The 17,009-nt window shown below is 62.3% G+C and carries 11 protein-coding genes and 1 pseudogene; 4 read left to right on the top strand and 8 right to left on the bottom strand.

Annotated features, from left to right (window positions below):
• Positions 1 to 51: 51 nt before the first annotated feature.
• A pseudogene (locus AC5RT3_RS00060) lies at positions 52 to 984 on the bottom strand (DUF4118 domain-containing protein); the annotation flags it as partial.
• Between the two features lie 358 nt (positions 985 to 1,342).
• On the opposite strand from AC5RT3_RS00060, the gene AC5RT3_RS00055 reads away from it, so the two are divergent.
• The gene (locus AC5RT3_RS00055) at positions 1,343 to 1,564 is read left to right on the top strand and encodes a hypothetical protein (RefSeq protein ID WP_494010193.1); all 222 of its coding nucleotides are present in this window, start codon (positions 1,343 to 1,345) and stop codon (positions 1,562 to 1,564) included.
• 102 nt (positions 1,565 to 1,666) lie between these two features.
• Here AC5RT3_RS00055 and AC5RT3_RS00050 read toward each other — a convergent pair whose 3' ends face one another.
• From AC5RT3_RS00050 to pdhA, 3 genes are read right to left on the bottom strand one after another with little or no spacing between them, the layout of a single operon-like run.
• A complete protein-coding gene (locus AC5RT3_RS00050; RefSeq protein ID WP_494123216.1) occupies positions 1,667 to 3,247 on the bottom strand; it encodes a dihydrolipoamide acetyltransferase family protein in 1,581 nt (526 codons plus the stop codon).
• 4 nt (positions 3,248 to 3,251) lie between these two features.
• Positions 3,252 to 4,364: an alpha-ketoacid dehydrogenase subunit beta gene (locus AC5RT3_RS00045; protein WP_494123215.1), complete on the bottom strand. Its 1,113-nt coding sequence runs from the start codon at positions 4,362 to 4,364 to the stop codon at positions 3,252 to 3,254.
• Positions 4,361 to 5,614: a pyruvate dehydrogenase (acetyl-transferring) E1 component subunit alpha gene (gene pdhA / locus AC5RT3_RS00040; protein ID WP_494123214.1), complete on the bottom strand. Its 1,254-nt coding sequence runs from the start codon at positions 5,612 to 5,614 to the stop codon at positions 4,361 to 4,363. The genes AC5RT3_RS00045 and pdhA overlap by 4 nt, the downstream gene beginning before the upstream one ends.
• A 161-nt stretch (positions 5,615 to 5,775) precedes the next feature.
• On the opposite strand from pdhA, the gene AC5RT3_RS00035 reads away from it, so the two are divergent.
• Positions 5,776 to 6,240 carry an Lrp/AsnC family transcriptional regulator gene (locus AC5RT3_RS00035; protein WP_494010189.1) on the top strand — a complete coding sequence of 155 codons (465 nt, stop codon included), beginning with the start codon at positions 5,776 to 5,778 and terminating at the stop codon, positions 6,238 to 6,240.
• Positions 6,241 to 7,674: 1,434 nt separating this feature from the next.
• The gene (locus tag AC5RT3_RS00030) at positions 7,675 to 8,841 is read left to right on the top strand and encodes an acyltransferase family protein (protein ID WP_494123213.1); all 1,167 of its coding nucleotides are present in this window, start codon (positions 7,675 to 7,677) and stop codon (positions 8,839 to 8,841) included.
• Positions 8,842 to 8,939: 98 nt separating this feature from the next.
• Here AC5RT3_RS00030 and AC5RT3_RS00025 read toward each other — a convergent pair whose 3' ends face one another.
• A complete protein-coding gene (locus AC5RT3_RS00025; RefSeq protein WP_494123212.1) occupies positions 8,940 to 9,413 on the bottom strand; it encodes a serine O-acetyltransferase in 474 nt (157 codons plus the stop codon).
• Between the two features lie 127 nt (positions 9,414 to 9,540).
• On the opposite strand from AC5RT3_RS00025, the gene AC5RT3_RS00020 reads away from it, so the two are divergent.
• Positions 9,541 to 10,788, top strand: a complete 1,248-nt coding sequence (locus AC5RT3_RS00020; protein ID WP_494123211.1) for a hypothetical protein — start codon at positions 9,541 to 9,543, stop codon at positions 10,786 to 10,788.
• 25 nt (positions 10,789 to 10,813) lie between these two features.
• Here AC5RT3_RS00020 and AC5RT3_RS00015 read toward each other — a convergent pair whose 3' ends face one another.
• The 3 genes from AC5RT3_RS00015 to glmS all read right to left on the bottom strand — a co-directional run.
• Positions 10,814 to 12,031, bottom strand: coding sequence for a MinD/ParA family ATP-binding protein (locus AC5RT3_RS00015; RefSeq protein WP_494123210.1), 1,218 nt, complete (start codon positions 12,029 to 12,031; stop codon positions 10,814 to 10,816).
• Positions 12,032 to 14,313: 2,282 nt separating this feature from the next.
• The gene (galE, locus tag AC5RT3_RS00010) at positions 14,314 to 15,339 is read right to left on the bottom strand and encodes a UDP-glucose 4-epimerase GalE (protein WP_494123209.1); all 1,026 of its coding nucleotides are present in this window, start codon (positions 15,337 to 15,339) and stop codon (positions 14,314 to 14,316) included.
• Between the two features lie 120 nt (positions 15,340 to 15,459).
• The coding region (glmS, locus tag AC5RT3_RS00005; RefSeq protein ID WP_494123208.1) for a glutamine--fructose-6-phosphate transaminase (isomerizing) at positions 15,460 to 17,009 on the bottom strand (1,550 nt) is incomplete at its 5' end.

Below are 17,009 nucleotides of genomic sequence, written 5' to 3'. Positions count from 1 at the left end.
CCTGGACATATCCAAAAGGTTGCTCACTAGGCGGTCCAGCCTGTCTGCCCCCGACTCTACGGTGGCCAGAAGTTCTTCCTGCTCCTCCGCGCTGAAGGTAATGGTCTTATCACGCAGGCTGCTGGAAGCGAGCTTGATGCCAGCCAGTGGAGTGCGGAGATCATGGGACACCGCCCGCAGAATGGACGTCCGCATGGTGTTGCCCTCGGCAAGACGGAGGTTTTCGCGCTGGCTCGCCGTGAGCTCTTCACGCTGGACCATGGCCAGCAGATGGGCGCCAAAGGCGGTCAGCAGCCGCCGTTCATCATCGGTGAGATCCTTTCCGGTAAGTGTGAGGATCCGGTCCCGGTCCAGCTGCTCCGCAACGTCAGCCTCCGAAACGTCATCCGGCTGCGGTCCGCCGGAGGATTCCTGAAGCTCCCACACCACTGTCCCGCCCGGGCCGGTTTCCCGTTTGACCCACATACCGGCTCCCACCACCTGGAAGTGTTCCCGGACCTTGTCCAGGAAAGCAGGAATACTGTTCCCCTCGGCCACAGCCCTCCGGCTCAGATCGCTGAGGACTGCTGCTTCTGCCCCTGCCAGGTGTGCTTCCTTACTGAGCTTGGCCGAGCGGTCCACGACCAGTGACACGGCCACCGCCACCACGACAAAAATGAACAACGCCAGGACGTTTTCGGGATCAATCACCGTCAGGGACCCCACGGGGTGGACGCTGAAGTAATTCACGGTCAGCCCCGCGACGACGGCCGCCAGCACGGCTGGCCAGAGCCCCCCGAGCAGCGCAACACCAACAATGCCGGTGAGGTGTACCAGCATGTCCGTAGACAGCTGGTCGTGGGGAAGAAGGTCCAGGAGGAACTGCAGGAGCGGCGGGAGCCCCAGAGCGAGGATGAATGCCGGTATCTCCCGGCGCCGCCCCAGCCGCGGACGCCTGTGCCCCCTGCGCTCCTCGGGAAGGATGCGCCGATTTCCTCGTGCCATGGCTCTATTGTTCCCTCCGCGGCAACCTGAAGCCGCCACGAAGCGGAGGAAGCCGGGATGAACCCCTACCACCCGGTTTGCCCGCTTTTGGCTAGTTGGTTTGACCGTTTCAGAAGAGGTCTTGACCGTCCCGTCCAGAGGGGATCACACTTTTTATGGGCGCGATTGACGACAACGTCTATCGGTCAATGTTCGGAAGAATCTTTTCACTCATCACGGAGAGAAGATTCCGCACCAGGTCGGAGAAATTTCCCATGATCGGGTCTCCTGGTGCGGCCGCAGACGCGGAGGGGACACCGCGATTACCTCCGTCTCACATCATTCATGCATAGGAAAATTACAAAGGGTGGGGTACGTAATGGACATTGAGCAGCTGTGGGATCGGCTCGAACCAGAAACGCGGCATTGGCTGGTGGATAATCCGGGGTGCCGCATCCTTCCCAGAACCATCGCGGCAGAGATCAAAGCGGCTACCGGAGCCGAGTTTGAACAGGACCGGCACGGTGAAAGTATCCTCTCCGCCAGCGACTGCGACTTCATTCGCAGGGCAGCGGAACTCCACGACGCCCGGCGGCACTGAGTCTGGGCAGCCGCGTTTTGGAAGGTTTCGTATCGATACCGCCATAAGTGAGCGAGCGTCGCAGGAAACACCGCCATAAGTGAGAGAGCGTCGGGACTCCGGCTAGAGGTCGGCAAGGAGGGTGGTGGGGTTCTCCATCGCGTCAGCGACGAAGCGGAGGAAGCCTGCCGCCGTTCCGCCGTCGCAGACCCGATGGTCGAACGTCAGCGTCAGCTCGGTGACTTTACGGACCGCCAGTTCGCCGTTGACCACCCACGGCTTGTCGATGATCCGGCCGACGCCGAGGATGCCCACCTCCGGGTGGTTGATGATCGCCGCGGACCCGTCCACCCCGAACACGCCGTAGTTGTTCAGCGTGAAGGTGCCGCTGCCCAGTTCGGTGGGGGTGGCCTTGCCCTGGCGTGCGACGTCGGTCAGCCGGCGGATCTCGGCGTCCAGTTCGCGGGCGCTCAGCTTTTCGGCGCCGCGGACAGACGGCACCACCAGGCCGCGGTCGGTCTGGGCGGCGATGCCAAGGTTGATCCCGTCGAACGCGACGATCTCCTGGGACCCGTCGTCGGCCGTTTCGATGCGGGTGTTCAGCTCCGGGTACTTTTTCAGCCCGGCTGTGACAAAACGGGCGATAAACGCGAGCAGGCCCGGGACCTCTGCGCCGTTGGTCTTCATTCCCTCACGGAGCTCCAGCAGCGCGGTGGCATCCACCTCCACCCACACCGTTGCCTCGGGGATTTCCGAGCGGCTGCGGGCCATGTTCGCGGCTACGGCCTTGCGCACGCCGCGGACGGGCGTGCGGGAGGAGACGGGCAGGCCGGTGCGGGCGTCCGTGACTTCCGGTGATCGAGCCTGTCGAGATCCAGAAACCGCTGGCTTGGTTTCGATGGGCCGGGTTTCGACAGGCTCAACCACCGAATCGTTGGTTGAGCTTGTCGAAACCTCAGGCTTGGTTTCGACAGGCTGAACCACCGGGGCGTGAATGGCTGCCTCGATGTCGCGGCGCATGATCAGCCCGCTCTCGCCGGAGCCGTTGAGCTCGCCGAGATCCACGCCGTGTTCCTTCGCCATCCGCCGGACCAGCGGGGAGATCACCGCGCCGAGCTTCCCGGGCACGCGGGTGCGCAGGAGTGAGAGGTCGGTTTCTTTGGTTTCGACAGGCTCAACCACCGGGGTTTCGACAGGCCTGGTTTCGGCAGGCTCCGCCAGCGCAACAGAGGACTTGCGTGCACGGGTGCGGCGGGCGGTGCCGTGGCCGCCCGGGGTTCCGTAGCCGATCAGGACGTTCCCGGACCCGGCCTTCTCCTCTTCTCGGTAGGACTGGGCGACTTCGGTTTCGACAGGCTCAACTACCGGCTCGCCCAGTTCCGTCTCCGCAGGCTTGGTTTCGGGCTCGGCAGGTTCCGGGGTTTCTTTGGTTTCGACAGGCTTGGTTTCGACAGGCTCAACCACCGGCGTCACCGATATAAGGGGACGGCCCACGTCGATGGTCTCCCCCGGCTGCCCGTGCAGCTCGGCCACAACCCCGGCGTAAGGAGAAGGCACCTCAACCGTGGACTTGGCCGTCTCCACCTCGGCGATCGGCTGGTCCACCGAGATGGTGTCTCCTACCGAAACGTGCCAGGACACCAGCTCGGCCTCGGTCAGCCCCTCCCCCAGGTCCGGCAACAAAAACACGCGAGTCTCGCTCATGAAATCAGTCCTCCCACTGAAGGTCGTCGACGGCGTCGAGGATGCGGTCCACGCCGGGCAGGTAGTACTTCTCGAGTTTGGGTGCCGGGTACGGGATGTCGAACCCGGTGACACGGCGGATGGGTGCCGCCAAAAAGTGGAAGCAGCGCTCCTGCACGCGGGCCACGATCTCGGAGGACACGGACGCGAAGCCGTGCGCCTCGGCGACCACCACGGCCCGCCCGGTCTTCCGGACAGATTCACAAACCGTAAAGTCGTCGAACGGAACAAGGGTCCGCACGTCGATGACTTCCAGCGAGCGCCCCTCCAGCGCGGCAGCTTCGGCGGCAGCCAGCGCGCTGGGAACGGACGGCCCGTACGCGATCAGCGTGGCATCGGTGCCGGGACGCGCGACGGCGGCCCTCCCCTCGGTGGTGCGTCCCGCCGTCGTGCCTTCCTCATAGGAGGCGCGCAACGAAGCCAAATCAACGGAGTCCTTGGACCAGTACAGCTTCTTGGGCTCCATGAACATCACGGGATCGTCCGAGTCGATGGCCTCGCGCAGCATCCGGTACCCGTCCGCCACGGTGGCCGGGGTGAACACCTTCAGGCCGGCGGTGTGGGCGTAGTAGGACTCGGAGGAGTCGCAGTGGTGCTCCACTCCCCCGATGCCGCCGCCGTACGGAACCCGGATCACCATGGGCAGCTTCACGGCCCCGCGGGTCCGGTTGTGCATCTTGGCCACGTGGCTGACGATCTGCTCGAACGCCGGGTAGGCGAACGCGTCGAACTGCATCTCCACCACCGGGCGCATCCCGTTGATGGCCATGCCCACGGCCATGCCCACAATCCCGGATTCGGCCAGCGGCGTGTCGAAGCAGCGCTGCTCGCCGAACGTTTTGGTGAGCCCGTCCGTGATGCGGAAGACCCCGCCCAGGGTGCCCACGTCCTCGCCGAAGACCAGGACGGAGGAATCGGCGCGCATGGCGTCCACCAGGGCGGTGTTGAGGGCCTTGGCCATGGTGACCGGCTGCGGGCCGGCGGCTTCGGCGGTGGCCGCGGCAGAGGCGGCGGCCCGGGCGGTGGCGGCGGAAACGTTGCCGTTGGCCTCGGAGGAGGTGGTGACGGTGGGGCTCACTTGGCGGCCTCCTGTGCTGATGAATCGGGGTTCTGGGCTGCGGCGTCGCGGGCGAGTTCGTCGGCGAGCAGGGCGGACTGTTCCTTCAGCTGCGGCGTGGGAGTGGCGAACACGTGGCGGAAGAGTTCCTGTGGGTCCACGGGCACGTCCTCGCTGAGGCCGTCGCGGAGCTGCGCGGCCACGGCCTCGGCCTTTTCGGCGATCCGGGCCTCCCCTGCGGAGTCCAGCAGGCCGCGGTCCGTCAGGTAGGTCCGCATCCGGTTCACGGGGTCCTTGGCCCGCCACTCGGCAACCTCGGCGCTTTCCCGGTAGCGGGTGTCGTCGTCGGCATTGGTGTGGGCCTGCATGCGGTAGGTGTTGGCTTCCACCAGCAGGGGGCCGGAGCCTTCGCGGGCGAGCTTCACGGCGCGGTCCAGGACGGCGAGGAGCGCGACGACGTCGTTCCCGTCCACGCGTTCGCCCGCCATGCCGTAGCCCACGGCCTTGTGCGCGAGCGACGGCGCCACGGACTGGTGTGCCAGCGGCACCGAGATGGCGTACTTGTTGTTCTGGACGAAGAAGATGACGGGCAGGTGGAAGACGGCGGCGAAGTTGAGGGCCTCGTGGAAGTCGCCTTCGCTGGTGGCGCCGTCGCCGCACATGGCCAGCACCACGGTGTCCTCGCCGCGGAGCTTGGCGGCGTGCGCGACGCCGACGGCGTGCAGCAGCTGGGTGGTCAGCGGGGTGCACTGGATGCCCACATGGTGCTTGACGGGATCGAACCCGCCGTGCCAGTCGCCGCGGAAGATGGTCATCACCTGCACGGGGTCCACGCCGCGGGTCATCACGGCGACGGCGTCGCGGTAGGTGGGGAACATCCAGTCGCCGTCGGACAGGCACAGGGCGGCGGCCACCTGGCAGGCCTCCTGGCCGTGGCTGGACGGGTACACGGCCATGCGGCCCTGCCGGACCAGGGCGGAGTTCTGGTCGTTGACGCGGCGTCCGACGACGAGCTGTTCGTACGCTGCCAGCAGTTCGTCATCGCCGGGCAGGGGGTATTCGTGGCCGGGTTCGGTGCCCTGCTCGGCGTCGGGCTTGAGCCGGCCGTCCGGGTCCACCATCTGGATCTGGTGCCGGGCCGGGAGCATGTAGTCCTCGGCCGTGATGCCGAACTTCTTCACGGCTTCGGTGAGCGCGTCCTCATGCTGTGCCGTGCCCGCCTGGCCTGCGGCGGTTGTGTCCGGTGCGGTGTGGTCTGCGGAGATCGTCATTGGTCCGTTCCTTCTGTTGCCACTATTCCTTCCCAGTATTGACCTGCGGGAGGTTTCGTATCCAGCACCTGCGGAAATCGTGGAGAAGCTGCTCTGCTTTCCCTAAACTGGGAGACGATTTGTAAATGTGAGCCAGATTACGGGCAGGAGTTGTGGACGAAATGCCGGCAAAGGAAACCCGGACGGAGCCGGTACCGCTGGACGAGATCGACCGGAGCATCATTGCCGAGCTCACCCGGGACGGCCGGATGTCCGTGACCCAGGTGGCGGAGAACGTGCATATCTCCCGGGCGCATGCCTACACCCGCATCGCCCGGCTGACGGGTGAAGGGGTGCTGTCCCGGTTCACAGCTGTGGTGGACCCGATCAAGGCGGGGCTGAAGTCCTCCGCGTACGTGACCCTGAAACTGAAGCAGGACGCCTGGCGGGAACTGCGCGACCAGCTGGGCGCCATCCCCGAGGTGCACCACATCGCCCTGGTGGGCGGCGACTTCGACGTGATCCTGCTGGTACGCGCCGTGGACAACATCGACCTGCGCCGGGTCATCTTCGACCAGCTGCAGTCCATGCCGGGCGTGCTGGACACCCAGACGTTCCTGGTGTTCGAGGACGTGGATACGCGGTAAGCATGGTCAGTCCTCTCCCATCGCTGGAATGTGGCGGGGAAGCGGCAAGTCGCTTTCTGCCACCTATGTAAGAACACCGACTCCATACCGCCCGCTAACCCTGCTGTAGGGCAGACTTGGTATTCCTCTGCTCCGAAGCACCTGCGAGCGCCTGCCGCCAGGGCGGACCGTCCAATTGTTTTTCTCCAAAACGGGAACATGTGAGGGCGAAGCGCTGCAGGGAGCCATCCGTGTGGATTGCGGACGGCAAGTACCAAGCACTCTTTCAGCCGGCGCCGGTCTTGGCTACGCCTCCTGCCGCTCACAGCGGACCCGACCGTCACCATCAATTGGTCACGCCCCGCTTCCCACACCGAACCCATCGTTGCCGATGTGAAGCGCTCCCGTCCCTGCGTCGAAAACGGGACGATCCACCTCTACTACATTGAGCTTGCCACCAGCATGAAGTTGATGTAAGCCAGGGCGTCCACCGCCAGCCCGTTGACGTGGACGGCAGATGTACAGGGATGTCCCTCCCTCCGGGCTCCAGCGTCTTCGGTAACACCCGCGTTGTGAAGGATGATGTCGGCACTTACGTCATGATTATCGAGCCTAAGATCGGTGCGACGGGCCGCTCGCAGATTGGCCAAGCTTCGTCCGCCACCGTGAATGGCACATGGATGCTGGTCCCGGACGTGGAAGTCATCGATACCCTATGGCCCGAGACTGACCGGCAGGGCTCGGTGACGCGTGGCAGGCCAAGGAAAACGGCGAGTGGGTCAAGTATCACCACGCCTCCATCAAATGGAACGGCCCTCTTCCCAGGGGAATCTCCCGGGCAATAGTTCCGACGCTGCGGGCAAACAACTGGACGATCACCAACCAGCAGGACCCGATCATCCTGCGGGTAGCGCCGCACGAGGTGGACGAGGTAGCTGACGTGGAGGTCATTCGAGCGCCGCACGGCACCGTGTAGGCGTTCTGGCTAGGCATGCACAACCGCGGCGCGGCACAACGGCCGCCGTCCTGCCGGCCCACCATGCTGTTTTGGGCCGGCAACAGCTGGCGATCCATAGAAGGCGAGTTATGGCGCGGGCAACAAAGCAGTGCCCCCGGCCGGGGACGGCCGTGCTCGCCGCAGACTTCTCCGGCACCACCACTGACATGTGGATCGACGTCCCCGGTCTGTCCCTCACCATCCGGTAGCGGGGAAACGGATGTGGAAGTTGAAGTGTACGGGGTATCCCCCCACTGGCTTGAGTGGTTACAAAGCGTACATTCCTGCTGGCGGCGGTACACTTCCCTGCCGCCTAGTTGGGCAGACGGGCACCGAATCCGCCATCAAGGCGACAGACGTCACGTATTCATAGGGGAGGCGCCGGCTGGCTCGCGTATCCTTGACCAGGGACGTGGGCCAGCTGGAGGCCTGCCACTAATCTTTGGGGGAGATGGGGCATGACTGACGCTGCGCTCACAACAAAGCCGCGACGAAGGCTGGAACACCTAGATGGTCTGCGTGCTTTAGCTGCCTTGGCGGTACTGGTGCATCATGCGTGGGCGATGATCTTCCCCCCTCAGGCTGGGATCTTTCCCACGGGAGCGTTGGCGCTGACCTTTCCAGCGAAGTTTGGGCCTTACGGCGTGACAGTGTTCATCATCCTCGCTGGATATTCCCTGACCCTGGCAGTGTCCCACCGCACCGGGCATCTTCCGCATGGGGCATGGGCCTTCATCAAACGACGCGCTAAAAGAATCCTGCCGCCCTACTATGCCGCGATAGCGCTTACCCTGATCCTGTCCGTGCTCTGGCTGAACCATAAGACAGGTACGCACTGGGACCTGTCCGTGCCCCTGGACTGGAAGGGTGTCGTCACCAACATCCTCCTTATCCAGGATATCGTCCCCTTCGAAGCAACCAACCTGGCGTACACGTTCTGGTCGATCGCCGTTGAATGGCACATCTACTTCACCTTCCCGATCCTGTTGATCGTTTGGCGCCGGTACGGCTACCTCCCGGCAACCATCGCCGGCACAGCACTGGGCGTCATTGGAGGATATGCGGCGCTGATCTTCCCCAACCTTGAGGCGCTTCACGCGGACTACTATGCACTCTTCGCTATCGGAATTGGGGCTTGCGCTGTAGCCTCCCTTCAGCCTTCATGGGCGGCTCGCGTACATTGGTTCTGGCTCAGCGTTCTGGGCGTCCTCGGATGGGTGGCTTTCGTTGCCCTGAACATCCCGCGGGCTCTGTCCCCGATCCTTGACCCAGACCTTGCGCTTGGCGTGGCCGTCGCTGCCATGCTTATCAAGGTCAGCAATGGAACCGGAATGCTGCACCGGGGGCTTAGCTGGAAGCCTCTAGCCCAACTCGGAGTGTTCTCCTACAGCCTGTATCTGGTCCACGCCCCACTCCTGCAGGTCGTTTGGCTCCTGTTGGTGGAACCGTTCAACTTGTCTCGAGGTGCAGCACTGACTGTCATGTGGCTGGTGGCCCTGCCTGTGATCATTGCCTTCGCATACCTTTTTCACATGATCGCAGAGCGGCCCTTCATGACCAAGTCGCCGGAGTCGAAGCACAAGACTCCGACTCCTACTTCAGGAGGGCCGCTGTCACGAGCATAACGGCGGCAATCACCAAGACGGCACCTAGGACGTAGGAAGAGCGCTGCAGGAGTCGCTTGCGGCGCACTTCCTTTCGCTGGAATCGATAGCGCTTCGCATCATGAGGCCTCCGGTGACAGGACCCGCCCGGTGCCCACGACCGTTCTGGACGGGGGCACGTCTCGGACGATGGTGGAGTTCGCGCCGACAACGGCGCCGTCACCAACGACTGAAGGGCCAAGGATCACAGCGCCGGTGCCCACATAGACGGAATCGCCAAGGGTGGGCAGTTGCTGTCCCTTACCGATCCCGAGCGTGGTCCGGTGATATAGGGTGACGCCTGAACCCACACGGGTACCTGGCGCGATAATTACACCGCGGCCCCAGTGGGGCAGGCGCAGACCAGGACCGGCTGTGAACGAAAATGGTAGTTCAGCACCTACAACTGTCCGCGTCCAGAGCAGGTCAACAACCTTCCAGAATGGCAGCAGCGGCGAGCGCTTAGCCAGGGCAGCAGACCCGCCCCGGTAGATAGCAAGAGTGACCCGAGTTGGAAGCTGCGGGTTTACGGCAAAGTCTTGAGTGATCCCCATGGCGCAAGTATAGGTGTACCCTCAGACACTCAAGCCTCCCGCTATAGCCTGGCAAGTAACCCGCTGCCATAAAGTCGCGTATCGCTCACGCTGTTTTCAAGGAAGACCCGGCCGTACGTTCATGCGCATGGACAGCAACATTCGACCCGGAGAGGGCGTCGGGCGCAGAAAGCTCTTCAGAGTTGGCACGCTCGCAACGGTCCTCACAGGTGCAACGATCGGCGCGCAACCTGCAAGCGCAGCAACCGGCGACCCCGCCTACATCCCTACATCCGAGAAGGGCGCGGCATCCGGAGTCGCAGCGCTGGATGCTGCGGCCAAAATCGCCCAAGCGCAACTCCCCGACCTTGCCCCTGCGATCTCCGCGGCCATCGGTGTTGCAGCTGAACCGGCTCATACTGCCAAACTGATTGCCGGCGCGGGAAAGAACGGCCTGGTAATCCGCAATGATCAGGCCACCTACGGGCTCAAGTTGGATCAGGTAGGCATCCACGACGCAGTAAACATCGCAGCAAACCAGGCAGGCGCCCACACGCCTCTTAGCGTCAACGCTGGAAACACTGCATGGTCCACCGTGAAGATCGTCAACACCGCCATCCAGACAGGCGGCGCGGTGATAGTCGGGGTTGGATCCAACCCCGCCCGTACGGCACAGATAGTTCAAGCTGACAACGCTGGCAAGGGCGCTTCGTTTCTCGCGACGCAGCAACCCGGTTCGACGGGCGCCGGGCTGCAGATCCAGTATCAAAACTCCGGGGCGAACGAAACGTACGCGAGCCGTGCAATATGGGTCCAGGCGCGGCACGCAAGCGGAGATGTGGTGTACATCGAGAACGCGTCGGATGTCGCACAGACCTCCGGTAGCCTCGTTTCAATTGTCCAGCCCAATCATGCAAGCACAGCACCCTGCCTGACCCTGTCACCGTTCGGCAGCGGACCCGGCCTGAAGATCAATGCCTCTGGAGCGTCTATACTGCTGCAGGTCGGCAGCAGTTACTCGGTCGACCCCAACGGCACCGTCAGGCTCACCTCTATAGTCAACGGCGCGTCGTTCAACAACGCCTCGATTACGCCAAGCGCCGTGGGAACGGTTATCGCCCGCAATGTGGCAGACGGGCAGCCGGTCCTCCAGCTAAAGAATCTCAACGCAACGTCCACGGGCGACCTCGTGCAGTTCAAAGGCCGCCCAGGGACTATCGTCGCAACTCGCGTGGACAAGAACGGCTACATCATCACCGGCAAGAACACCGCCCCAGCGGATTCGGATTTGGCTGTAGGCGAGGCAGCCATGTGGATCGACCCCACCCCACGTACCGGTGGAATCCGCTGGAAGATCAAGTCGACTGACGGAACCGTTATCACCCGAAAGCTTTAGGGTAGATAAGACCGGTGATATGGAGCTACCGGTACCCGTCGACAATTGCCGCGGCGATTTCTTTGTAGGCCCGCCGGGTCTCCGGCTTGAGCACGTCCAGGGTGACTAGGTCGCCGTCTGCCACGCCTCGGTCATGCGGTACGGCGATCAGTTCACGGCAGATCCCGGCAAGGTGTTCCTCGATGGCGTCCTTGTCCACGCGCGAGGACACCTCGTCCTTGTCGGTGATCACCACGATGGCGTTCCGCGCCAGGTCCTCGTAGCCGTGGCTGGCCAGCCAGTGTAGAGTGCTGCGGGCACGCTTGGCACCGCTCACCGCGTAGCCGGCAGCGATGACCAAGTTGTCGGCGGACTGCAGGATGCCGCTCATGGCATTATGGGTCACGCCGGTACCGCAGTCGGTCAGCGCCACAGAGTAGTAGCTGGAGACGAGCTTGCGGATCCGCAGGTACTCCTCGGCCGTCAGGGAGTCAGACACCTCAGGGTCCTGCTCCCCCGCGATCAGGTGCAGGCGGCCTGCGTGGTGCATGTACTGCGCTAAGGCGGTCAGCGAATCAACGGACTCGATGTTCTTGAGAAGATCAGTGATAGTCCGAGGGCTGGACTGCTGGTAGATGCCCTCCCCCAGAGCGCGCTCCACCAAGTCCCCCGAATCCGGGTTGGCGTCAATTGCGCAGGGGGCGTCGCCCCGGTACTCGGCCAAGGTCAGGCCGACCCCCACCGTGGTCGAGGTCTTGCCGATACCGCCCTTGAGGCTCAGCACGGCCGTGTTGTAGCTGCCCTGCAGCTGGCGCGAGATGCGGCGGGCCAGTTCATCTTCCTGGCGCTGCTTAGCGCCGGGGCCAAGGTTCCAAGCACCGCCCGTGAGCTTGTAGAGCGCACCGCGGAAACCACCGACAGGGCGTGGCTTCTGTTCTTTGACGAACAGCCCAGGCGAGCTGATGAAGTCCGGCATGGGGCTATCTGCGATGGTGTCAGCAACAGTGGGCCGGCTACGCCGGAAGGCCGGAGTGTCCGAGGGAGCATCTGCCGGCATCGGCGGCACTTGCCGGGCGGTGTCGGGCTGGCGAACGGAAGTGGTGCCCGGAGTTGGTGGCTCTGCAGAGGCCGGCGCCGTGGCGGGTACGTGCAGGGATTGCTTTGCTTCGTCGGCTGCGGCCGCGGCCTCGGCCCAGGAGGTCCGGTTCGTGGCTGGCCGTCCAGCATCAGGCAGGCTTGAGGTGTCGGGCGTTACGGCTGACATGGTTCCTGTCCGGACATCCGTCGGTTCACCGTCGGCGCGACGAAGGTCGCGGCGACGGCGCTGCGGCTGCCCTGCTTGGGCGTGTGCGTTCTGATCCGCCGGATCGGGCATGTCTGTTCCCCCAGGACGTTCGGCTAAGGTTCTGCGGCACTGGTTCAAACAGTAAGTCTAGGGGGTTGAACTTCCCGGGCAGGTCAGCCGCGTGTAAGCGCAGCAGCCACGACGGCGGCTGTGAGGATCAGCAGGACGGTCAGAACGGCATAGCCCTGCCACTTCGGACGACCTTTGTGCGGGTTGATGTCGACGTAAGGCATGGCTAGCTGTGGTCACCTCGTGGCGTGGGAGTGGGAACAGTGATCCGTACGGCTCGACGTTTGAGCCGCAGAACTTGGTACAGAACAACGAAGGGAACCAGCAGGGTGCCCAGCAGCGCACACAGCGCAAAGGCGTACTCGGAAAAAGCCACAACAGCCTCCATCGGTCACAGTGATCCCATCGCCATGACCTAACCACGGGACTGAGCTGCTGACAAGTCACGTCAATAGCAGGAGTAACGCCAGCAGCCTACCTTTGCAGAGCCACCGACACGACAACCATCGTTACGATTGCCATGGAAGTAAGTGAAAAATAGGAAAGTACCCTTATTTTCCGCTGTTTCCTCTCCCGTCGCCAATGCCGTGCGGCGTACGCGCCCCCATATCTCCCCATGCCGAGATGCTACAAAACAGAACCTCAAGGTTTGATCAAGTCAATGGCTTTGTTACGCCGCCTATGGAAGATGAGCCGTAGGGGCGACAACTGAGGCGTGCAGCAACTGGGCTGCCAGAGAGGTGCACTGTATACCGATCTGGTGCTCGACCGGTCGTACCCAGCGTGCGGCCGCCACTGAGGATGGTCATGCGACGGGGGAAAGGGGCGACAGCGTCCTATAGGAGGGGAACAACAATTACAGTGGGAAGGGTGGAGACAGGCAGCCGCCTGGGAAGCCTCTCCTAGCCGCTGCTGCACGGGGAAACGGCTATGCGCCCCTGCCCAATCAGGGCGGGGCGTCCTACGAGCTGTTCGTATGTTGTCAGCAGTTCTGAAAGTGTTTGAAGATATGGATACGCCGTGGTTGGTACCTTTCGGAGCCGATCTGCAGATCATTCTGCAGGGGAGTACGCATCGTTATCAAGGTGGTAAGGAACCACGACGCTTCTTTGGCATAAGACCTGCAAGACCCAAGACGGTGGAACCCCCGCGTTGTATTGATGTATTCAGGCGGAGGAGTATGTTGAGTAGCAAGAATACGGTCCGAGTACTGCTTCGAGGACAAGACGCGTAATGTGCACTGTGGTATGCACACCCGCCAACAAATAGCTTTTGTAAATGGCTTGGAAGAGCGGAAAGAACCGGAAGTTGGCTGAGGGCGAGGCTAACGTCAAACGGCGGGGGTTGCAGCGTGGAACGCAAGTAACCGCATTGTCAGTTACTAAGACAATTTTGCGGGTGGCACGCCTAGCCGTAGACGCGAAAATCCCCACTAGTCAGCTACCAAGTCTCTCCACAACTATTGCCCTGCGGTGCACAGTGCTGCTTACCTAATCACTGAAATTGAGAATTCATATGCGGTTTTCAGTCAACTCAATCTTTGCGTGGAATGCAGCAATACCGATAGCAATCAAGTCGGGAGTCAGGTCATGGGCGAATTGGCATTAGACGGTATTGGAGAAAGTTCTTATGGAAATACAACTAGGTGAAGCCTACGACGAAGCGTGCCGCGCGTTGGGCGAGAGCATCGTGCGCGAGCGTTTGCTGAACAGGCTCTTGCAACACCAGGCCGCAGTTGTCCCTAATAGTCTCAGTGACACCGGTCTTCAAGTTCAGCAGAATGAATGACCAGAGCCCCCGCCTGTCTTGACTCGTAAAGCAACAGCCGCCGATAGGTGTCCGCAATGCTATTTTTCTTCTCCCAGGAAGGTAAGGAACGACACAGGCGAAAGCGAAAGGCGTGCCCGCTTCCGAACCGGTTCGTGGATGGCTCCCATTATGAAGAGAGCGAGCTCGGCAGGGAAGAAGCGATAGGTCCATGAGTCGTAATTAGTTCCGATTAGCGCCAGCGCGATGCGGCCGGGCACAGAACCTGCGCCGATCAGACTTCAGGCTCTTGTGAGCAGCCTTAGCAAATGACCGTGTCAGATCAGGGGACTGTCAAGCAATTGAGACACCACTTACTTCCGTGCAGGGCAGTCAACAGTGGCCGCATGAAACGCGCCACCTTCTGGCACTAAGTCGGGTGCAAGCTAAGAGACCTGCCCCGAGTTATAGCCGGTCGGGTTGGCCTCCTGCCATCGCCAGTGATCCTCACACATCTGACTGAGCCCTCGTTTCGCCGACCACCCCAACTCTGACAAAGCAGAAGCAGGATCTGCGTAACTAACAGCCGCGTCCCCAGGCCGGCGGGCCGCGAACTCGAAGGGGATGTCTCGGCCCGCAGCTGCGCTGAAAGCTTCAATTACTTCAAGGACCGATGAACCACGGCCAGTTCCTAAATTCCACCGGAAGACACCTGCGTTATGTTCGAGATAACTCAAGGCAGCCAAGTGGCCGTCTGCCAAATCCATGACATGGATATAATCCCTCACACCAGTCCCATCGACGGTGGGATAGTCATTACCAAAAACTCTGACAATGGAACGTTGTCCGACGGCTACTTGCGCGACAAATGGGAGTAGATTATTGGGTATACCCTGCGGGTCTTCGCCTATTTGACCAGATTCGTGCGCTCCTACTGGATTAAAGTACCTCAATAGGGCTATTCTCCAACTAGCATCGGCAGCTCCCAGGTCGGCGAGAATATCCTCGATTTGTTCTTTAGTGCGTCCGTAGGGGTTGGCAGCATTTAACTCGCACTCTTCTGTCAGCGGGACGTTGTCGTTGAGTCCGTATACAGTTGCCGAGGAACTGAAAACCAGACTCCTAACCCCATGCCTGTCCATCGAAGCGAGTAGGTTAAGGGTGCCTACGACATTATTCGTGTAGTACTTGAGCGGAGCCTGAACTGACTCTCCAACGGCCTTCAAACCCGCGAAATGAATGACTGCATCAAATCGTCCTTCTGCAACAAGGTGGTCCACCGCAGCCCCATCGAGCAAATTCGCAACACGCAAATCAACTCCACAATTTGCCAACTTACCTACTCGAGCTAAAGACTCGGGATGTGAATTCGACAAATTGTCAAGCACAACGACCTCATGCCCCTCCTGGAGTAGTCTAAGTGTTGTATGGGACCCAATAAAACCAGCACCGCCGGTAACTAATATCTTCATGACCATTAGTCTAGGGGCACAGCTTGGCTCCGGCAGAAATTTTCAGGACCATTGCAGCCAAGGCTTGGACATAAACGTTCAAAGCTTTAGCGGCGGCCTAACTTTTGGAAAAATCTTGCACTACTCTACGGTGACGCTCTTGGCCAGGTTGCGGGGCTGGTCCACGTCGTAGCCCTTGGCCGCGGCGAGTTCCGCGGCGAAGATCTGCAGCGGGACGGTGGTCAGCAGGGGCATCAGCAGGGTGGGGGTCTCGGGGACGTAGAAGACGTGCTCGGCGTAGGCCTTGACCGCTTCGTCGCCTTCCTCGGCGATGACCAGGGTGCGGGCGCCGCGTGCGCGGACTTCCTGGATGTTGGAGACCACCTTGGCGTGCAGCGAGTCGCGGCCGCGCGGGGACGGGACCACCACGAACACCGGCTGGCCCTCGTCGATCAGGGCGATGGGGCCGTGCTTGAGCTCACCGGCGGCGAAGCCCTCGGCGTGGAGGTAGGCGATTTCCTTCAGCTTCAGCGCACCCTCAAGCGCCACCGGGTAGCCCACGTGCCGGCCCAGGAACAGCACGGACTTCTCATCCGCCATGCTCCGGGCAAGTTCGCGCAGCGGTCCGGCGTTATCCAGGATTTTCTGGATCTTCGCGGGGATCTTGTTCAGGTCCGCGAGGACGTCCTTGATCTGGCCGGAGAAGATGTTGCCGCGCAGCTGGGCCAGGTACAGGCCCAGCAGGTACGCGGCCGTGATCTGGGCCAGGAACGCCTTGGTCGACGCGACCGCGATCTCCGGGCCGGCGTGCGTGTACAGCACGGCGTCGGACTCGCGCGGGATGGTGGAGCCGTTGGTGTTGCAGATGGAGATGGTCTTGGCGCCCTGTTCCCGGGCGTAGCGGACAGCCATCAGGGTGTCCATGGTCTCGCCCGACTGGCTGATGGACACCACCAGGGTATTTGCGTCCAGGATCGGGTCGCGGTAGCGGAACTCGTGCGCCAGCTCCACCTCGGTGGGGATCCGGCACCAGTTCTCGATGGCGTACTTCGCCACCGTGCCCGCGTAGGCCGCGGTACCGCAGGCCAGCACGATGATCTTGTTGACCTGCTTCAGGCGTTCAACATCGATCCGCAGCTCGTCCAGGGTCAGCTTGCCGTTGATGTCAGACCGGCCCAGCAGGGTCTGCGCCACGGCGTCGGGCTGGTCATGGATTTCCTTCTCCATGAAGGAGCTGAAGCCGCCCTTTTCAGCCGAGGCCGGGTCCCAGTCCACGTGGTATTCCTTGCCCGCTGCCGGGTTGCCGAAAAAGTCCGTGATCTCCACCGTGTCCGCGGTGATGGTGACAATCTGGTCCTGGCCCAGCTCCACCGCCCGGCGGGTGTAGTCGATGAACCCGGACACGTCAGAGCCCAGGAAGTTCTCCCCCTCGCCCAGGCCGACCACTAGCGGCGAGTTGCGGCGCGCCGCCACCACCACGTCGGGCTGGTCAGCGTGCACCGCCAGAAGGGTGAAGGCTCCCTCAAGGCGCTGGCAGGCGAGCTCCATGGCCCGGGTCAGGCCGCCGTCGGACGTGTCCCCGCCCAGCTTGTTGCGGAAAATGTCCGCCAGCAGCGCGGCAGCCACCTCGGTGTCCGTCTCGGAGAGGAACTCCACGCCCTTGTCCAGCAGCTCCAGCTTCAACTCGGCGA

The organism is Arthrobacter sp. Y3221159 (assembly GCF_059089885.1).
Note: the sequence above shows the minus strand (reverse complement) of the source record. Positions and strands in the feature narration are given on the sequence as shown.